Origin of the sequence: Cloacibacterium normanense (genome assembly GCF_002943105.1) — a bacterium.
In the GTDB taxonomy this organism is placed as follows: domain Bacteria; phylum Bacteroidota; class Bacteroidia; order Flavobacteriales; family Weeksellaceae; genus Cloacibacterium.
In genome coordinates this window covers 1-4,895 of the sequence record NZ_PTPZ01000015.1, presented here as the reverse complement: position 1 = coordinate 4,895, position 4,895 = coordinate 1, and the positions used below count along the sequence as shown (strand labels likewise).

Here is a 4,895-nt window from a genome sequence, read left to right as displayed (position 1 = left end):
AGGCATTAACTCTTTTATTATCAAAATAGATTTGAGAAATATTAAATTTCCCAATATAAATGAAACCTTTTGGATTTTTATTTTTATTATCTATTCTGATAATATTATTTCTAGTTTGAATATCTCCAAAATTAATTTTTCTCAATTTATGTGATGATTTGTTTAAATCTATGCCATTAACCTTTGCCATTATTTTTACGTAATTATCATTTTTAAATTTTGGCTGGAACAAAGTATCAGAGAGTACATATGTAAACTTATTATTAGCTAGAACTTTTGAATACCAAACCGAATCTAAAGGTACTGGTTCGATTAAAAGAATTACATTGGCTTTATCATAATCTTTTTGAGATAAATGAATTTTGTTTTTTTCAATAAAATTAGGATAGATTATTGGCTTTATTAGGGTGCTTTGTACTAAATTTATAATTTCTTTTTCATCTTGATTTTCATCTGATTGGCAACCTATTAATAAAACTGATACTAAAAATATCAATATTTTTATTTTATCTAATAATTTCATCATAATATTTTATAAAAGCTACAATACTTGTTAAGAGAAACATTAATATTTATAAATCTATATTTTCATTCCCTACTTTATAGGGTATTGGTTTTCCATCAATAACAATCCAATTGCCCTCTTTTTTTTCTAAAAAAACTATTGCTCTAGAGTAACCTGTTATATTTTTTATAATAACAACTGCTTTATTTCCCTCATAGATTATTCTTGATATACTATAATCACCAATATAATTTTTAGAATGAATTAAATCAGAATTATTAGCATCAATAATCTTTATATTTTTGTGTAGTTTTATTTTATTCTGCTGAATCATTAATTCTTTAAGACTAGAATAGTTACCAGTAAAACCATTTTCTTCAAATAATTTCTGAATATAATTGTTTTTTTTAATGATAAATAGTTTAGAATTAAGGGTGATATAATAAGTATCTTTATATACTTGATCTACATACATACCTAATAGCTTTTTATTATATTCCTTACTATTAGGTTCTAAATCATGTAAATAAGAATCATTCTCTAAATTTGACAAAGAAACTCTTGCATGTCTATCCAATAATACCTGAATAATTTTATAATCATCATCCACTAAATAATTTTGTTGACTTGTTTTACATCATAATATGAAAACAAATAAAATTAATAATTTTTTCATTTTGTTAATTTAATAGCTTTATCCAAATCATTTATTTTTAATGTCAAAAGCTTGAATTCATTTTGTTCATTTAAATAATCTTTTTGTGGTTCTGTTAGTGCAAAATTAAAATCATTCCAAAGTGTCATTAAAGACTCTGCATCACTTAATACCAATATGTTTTTTTCTTGTACTTTTTGAGTTAAAACAATAATCCCTTCAACATCTTTATTTGAATAGATAAAATTAAGATAATTATAACCTTTTAAAAACTTTCATTCCTAATTCTATAATCAATTAATATTCTTTTTTTTACTTCCCATTTTCCATTGCTTTTTTTAAGCCAATAAAGACCGCCATCAGTTCCTGCATATTTTTTGATTATCTCAACTAAAGCTTCATTATTCTTTAAAAAAACAACTCTAGATAATTTGTAATAACCAACAAAATTTCTTATTTTATAGTTAGATTCTTTAAATATGATTTTTTCATAATTTGATTTTATTTTCATTCTTTTCAAATCTAAAATTGATGAGTTGGCAAATCTATAAGGAATTGTTTCCCATTCAAATTTTCCTATCTGTTGTTGATAAAAAGGATGAGAAAAACTAATTTTGTATAATGAATCTTTTATTGAATATTTATAATTATTTTTATATAAGTTTAGTGTGTCAATTTTATAAAAATCATCAGAAAATTCTTCTAAATTTTGTAATGCTTTATCATTCTTGGCTTCAACTATATTAGGCTTTATAAATTTATTGACAACAAAATTATAGATTTCATATTCTTCATTATTCATTTTTAAGTTTTGCCAAATGATATAAAAGCTACCAGATACTAATAAAATTAGTATTATTAAATATGTTTTCTTCATTTTATGTTAATTTATTTTTTAACACTTTTAATTACAAAATCATTCTCGCCTATTTTATTTTTCAAATCTTCCATTTTTTTTAATATTCTTTAAGTGGTTTTATGAAAATTAAAGACTATCTATAATTCAAATAATAGACTTCAAATTATTAGTACTTTTTATCAGAAAACAACCTCTTGATTTTTATATCTAATTGGTATTCCACGTTTTAAAAACAACACCCATTTTTCATTATTTTTTTTGAAAAATAAAATATTCCTACTATTATTTGTTGTATTAAAAACTAAAATTATTGCTTTGTTTCCATCATACAAAACCCTAGAAAACCTAAAATCTCCAATATAATTATTATGCTTTTTTAGATTACTAGAATCATTAATTAGAATTAAATTTTTAATAGCAATTATCTTCTTTAAATCAATTTTTACAGGAGTCACTTTATTTAGATTACTATAGAAACCAAATTGTAGAAATGTATCCTCAATAAAAGAATTTGTTTTAAATGTAAATAACAAATTATCTGTTGTAAAATAATACTGACTCCCATAATTATGAGAAGAATAATTTTCTAGAATTACTTTTTTATACTCGTCAGTTGATTTCTTTAATTCCAAAAAATTTTCATCATTTTCAAATTGAGAAATTGAAGGAGTAACTTCCTCTTTAATTGCTATTTTTATAATTTCATAATCATCTAACTTTATTTCTTGATTTGATCTTTTACAACTTAAATGCAAAAAAAACAAACAAATTAAAAATAATATATTCTTTTTCATAAAAACTAGTTTTTAAAATCAATTGCTCTTTGAATATCTTTAATTTCTAATTCTAAATCATTATATTCTTTGAGTTCATTTAAATAATCTTTTTGTGGTTCTGTTAATCCAAAATTAAAGTCACTCCATAATGTCATAAGATTCTCTGCATCTTTAAGTGCTACTAAACTTCCATTTAGAACAGCTTTCGCTATTTCTTTATTTCCATAAATAAAAGACAAATAATTATACCCTTTTAAAAAAGCTCTACCCCCTTCTGTTTTTTTGAGTTTATCTTCTAGATAAGTACTTACATACATTGCAGCCATTGCGTTCCCTGCTTCAAAAAAAGCTCCAGCTATTTCATACATAAATGCAACTTCTTCTAGCAAGTATAAAAGTTTGTAAAAAGGTAAAATTATGCCTATTGTTTCAATAACTTTATTGGCTACATCTAATAAAGTTATATCATCTGACAGTGCTTTGCTAAAAGCTTTAATTGCAAATGTTGGAAGTGGTAATACTCTTCCTTGGCTTAAACCTAATTCATCATAACTACTCCATATAAATATTTTAAGCATCTTATCATAAGGAAATTCTTTATATAAATGTACAAAAGGATCTGGAGAAAGACTAGTATAATTTTGTATTATATTACCTCCCATATACATATCTATTCTTTGTATCTTAATCTTATCATTCAATAGTTCAATTATAGGATATGGCCCATATAAATTAAGACTTGGTTTAATTTTTATTCTTCTTACAGGTACTATATGATGATCAGGAATAGTTACCAAATAATCATTAAGTGCTTTTTCCCCATCTTTCGCAATTTCTTTATATTTAGTTTTAACTAGAAAAATAATGAATTTAAGATTAGCAAAATTTTCAAATTTTTCATCAAGTTTTTTAAACAGTTTAGCGTTTTCAGAAAACATCTTTAGATAAAGAGTATAAGCATCCTTATCTGGTGTAGATTCTATTAATTGTAAAACAAAATCTTGCTCATTAAGTCCATCAAAATCAATTCCCCACCCCATTAAATCCCAAATTTCATTATATGCAAGAATTTCTATTAAAGCAATTCGGGTATTAATGTCTAATTCTCTTTCAAAAACATCAATAGGATATTTTATAAGATCTTTGAAATCTTTGTCAGTACTACTAGCTTTTTGTATTGCAGCATTAAAATCATTCTTCCAAGCATTATAGTTCATATTTAAAAATAATTCAAAATCAGCAAAACTTGCACCCACATCCTTTATCGTAATGATTAAAGAGTAGGGAAATGTCCAACTCCCATAAGACTCCATATAACTTACTGCTCCATATAAATTGCTATTTTGTATTCTTATATTCTCTGGTAATGTTTTATAAAATGTAGAATTAAAAATATAGACTCTAAATTTATCACCCCCATTTTCGTATTGAACTACTAAATTTGGAATCATTAACTTATCTATATTGCTTTTATCCAAAAATAAATCAAATGTTATATTTCTTTTTTCAAAATCAGCAGAATCTTTATCAAATGTATATAGATGATTGTCTATTAAAAAATTTTCAATATAAAAGTAATGTCCTTCTGGAGTAATTATTTCTTCTTTTGTAATCCTTATATCTTTTGGCGTATCACCATTAAAACCAATTCTACTTCCCTTTAAAGTAAAATATTTAATATACTCTATTAATTGTACACTATTCATTTTATTCGGTTATTAAGTTTTCGTACTCTGCAAACTCACTAGAAGCAAAAAAATGTATGCTTTCTCCATAAACATATACTTTCTCTGCAGGAGATAAAACAGCCAAATCTCCATTGCTGTTTTCAAAATTTATTCCTAAAGAGTATTTAAAGTAAGATTTTTTAGCTTCTATATCTAATAAAGGATTATACTCTTCCTCCTCTAAATACAATTTTACATTAGCAACATTTTCTGGTACTATTGCGAGTAATCTGTCTAACTCTTCTTTAGTAATACCAATAGAAAAATATGTAGTATCATATTGTTCAGGAATAAACCAACCTGATGATGCACCTTCTAAGAATGAAAAAGGATTACTCGCTAAGATTCTTATAGAATCATACCTTTCATTTTT

The 4,895-nt window shown here is 24.1% G+C and carries 6 protein-coding genes; all 6 read right to left on the bottom strand.

Annotated features, from left to right (window positions below; translation table 11 throughout):
- On the bottom strand, window positions 1–526 hold a 526-nt coding region (locus C3729_RS13125; protein WP_133159995.1), incomplete at its 3' end, for a hypothetical protein.
- Between the two features lie 46 nt (window positions 527–572).
- A complete protein-coding gene (locus C3729_RS13120; protein ID WP_104794569.1) occupies window positions 573–1,115 on the bottom strand; it encodes a hypothetical protein in 543 nt (180 codons plus the stop codon).
- Window positions 1,116–1,425: 310 nt separating this feature from the next.
- On the bottom strand, window positions 1,426–2,037 hold the full coding sequence (locus C3729_RS13115; RefSeq protein ID WP_104794568.1) for a hypothetical protein: 612 nt from the start codon (window positions 2,035–2,037) through the stop codon (window positions 1,426–1,428).
- A gap of 161 nt (window positions 2,038–2,198) precedes the next feature.
- Window positions 2,199–2,813: a hypothetical protein gene (locus tag C3729_RS13110; protein ID WP_104794567.1), complete on the bottom strand. Its 615-nt coding sequence runs from the start codon at window positions 2,811–2,813 to the stop codon at window positions 2,199–2,201.
- A gap of 5 nt (window positions 2,814–2,818) precedes the next feature.
- A complete protein-coding gene (locus tag C3729_RS13105; protein ID WP_104794566.1) occupies window positions 2,819–4,501 on the bottom strand; it encodes a hypothetical protein in 1,683 nt (560 codons plus the stop codon).
- 1 nt (window position 4,502) lies between these two features.
- Window positions 4,503–4,895: hypothetical protein (locus C3729_RS13265; protein ID WP_165785788.1), on the bottom strand; the 393-nt coding region annotated here is incomplete at its 5' end.

Excerpts from the sequence above, each read along its gene's own strand:
- C3729_RS13115 (WP_104794568.1), bottom strand. The coding sequence starts at position 2,037 with ATGAAGAAAACATATTTAATAATACTAATTTTATTAGTATCTGGTAGC.
- C3729_RS13105 (WP_104794566.1), bottom strand. The coding sequence starts at position 4,501 with ATGAATAGTGTACAATTAATAGAGTATATTAAATATTTTACTTTAAAG.
- C3729_RS13110 (WP_104794567.1), bottom strand. The coding sequence starts at position 2,813 with ATGAAAAAGAATATATTATTTTTAATTTGTTTGTTTTTTTTGCATTTA.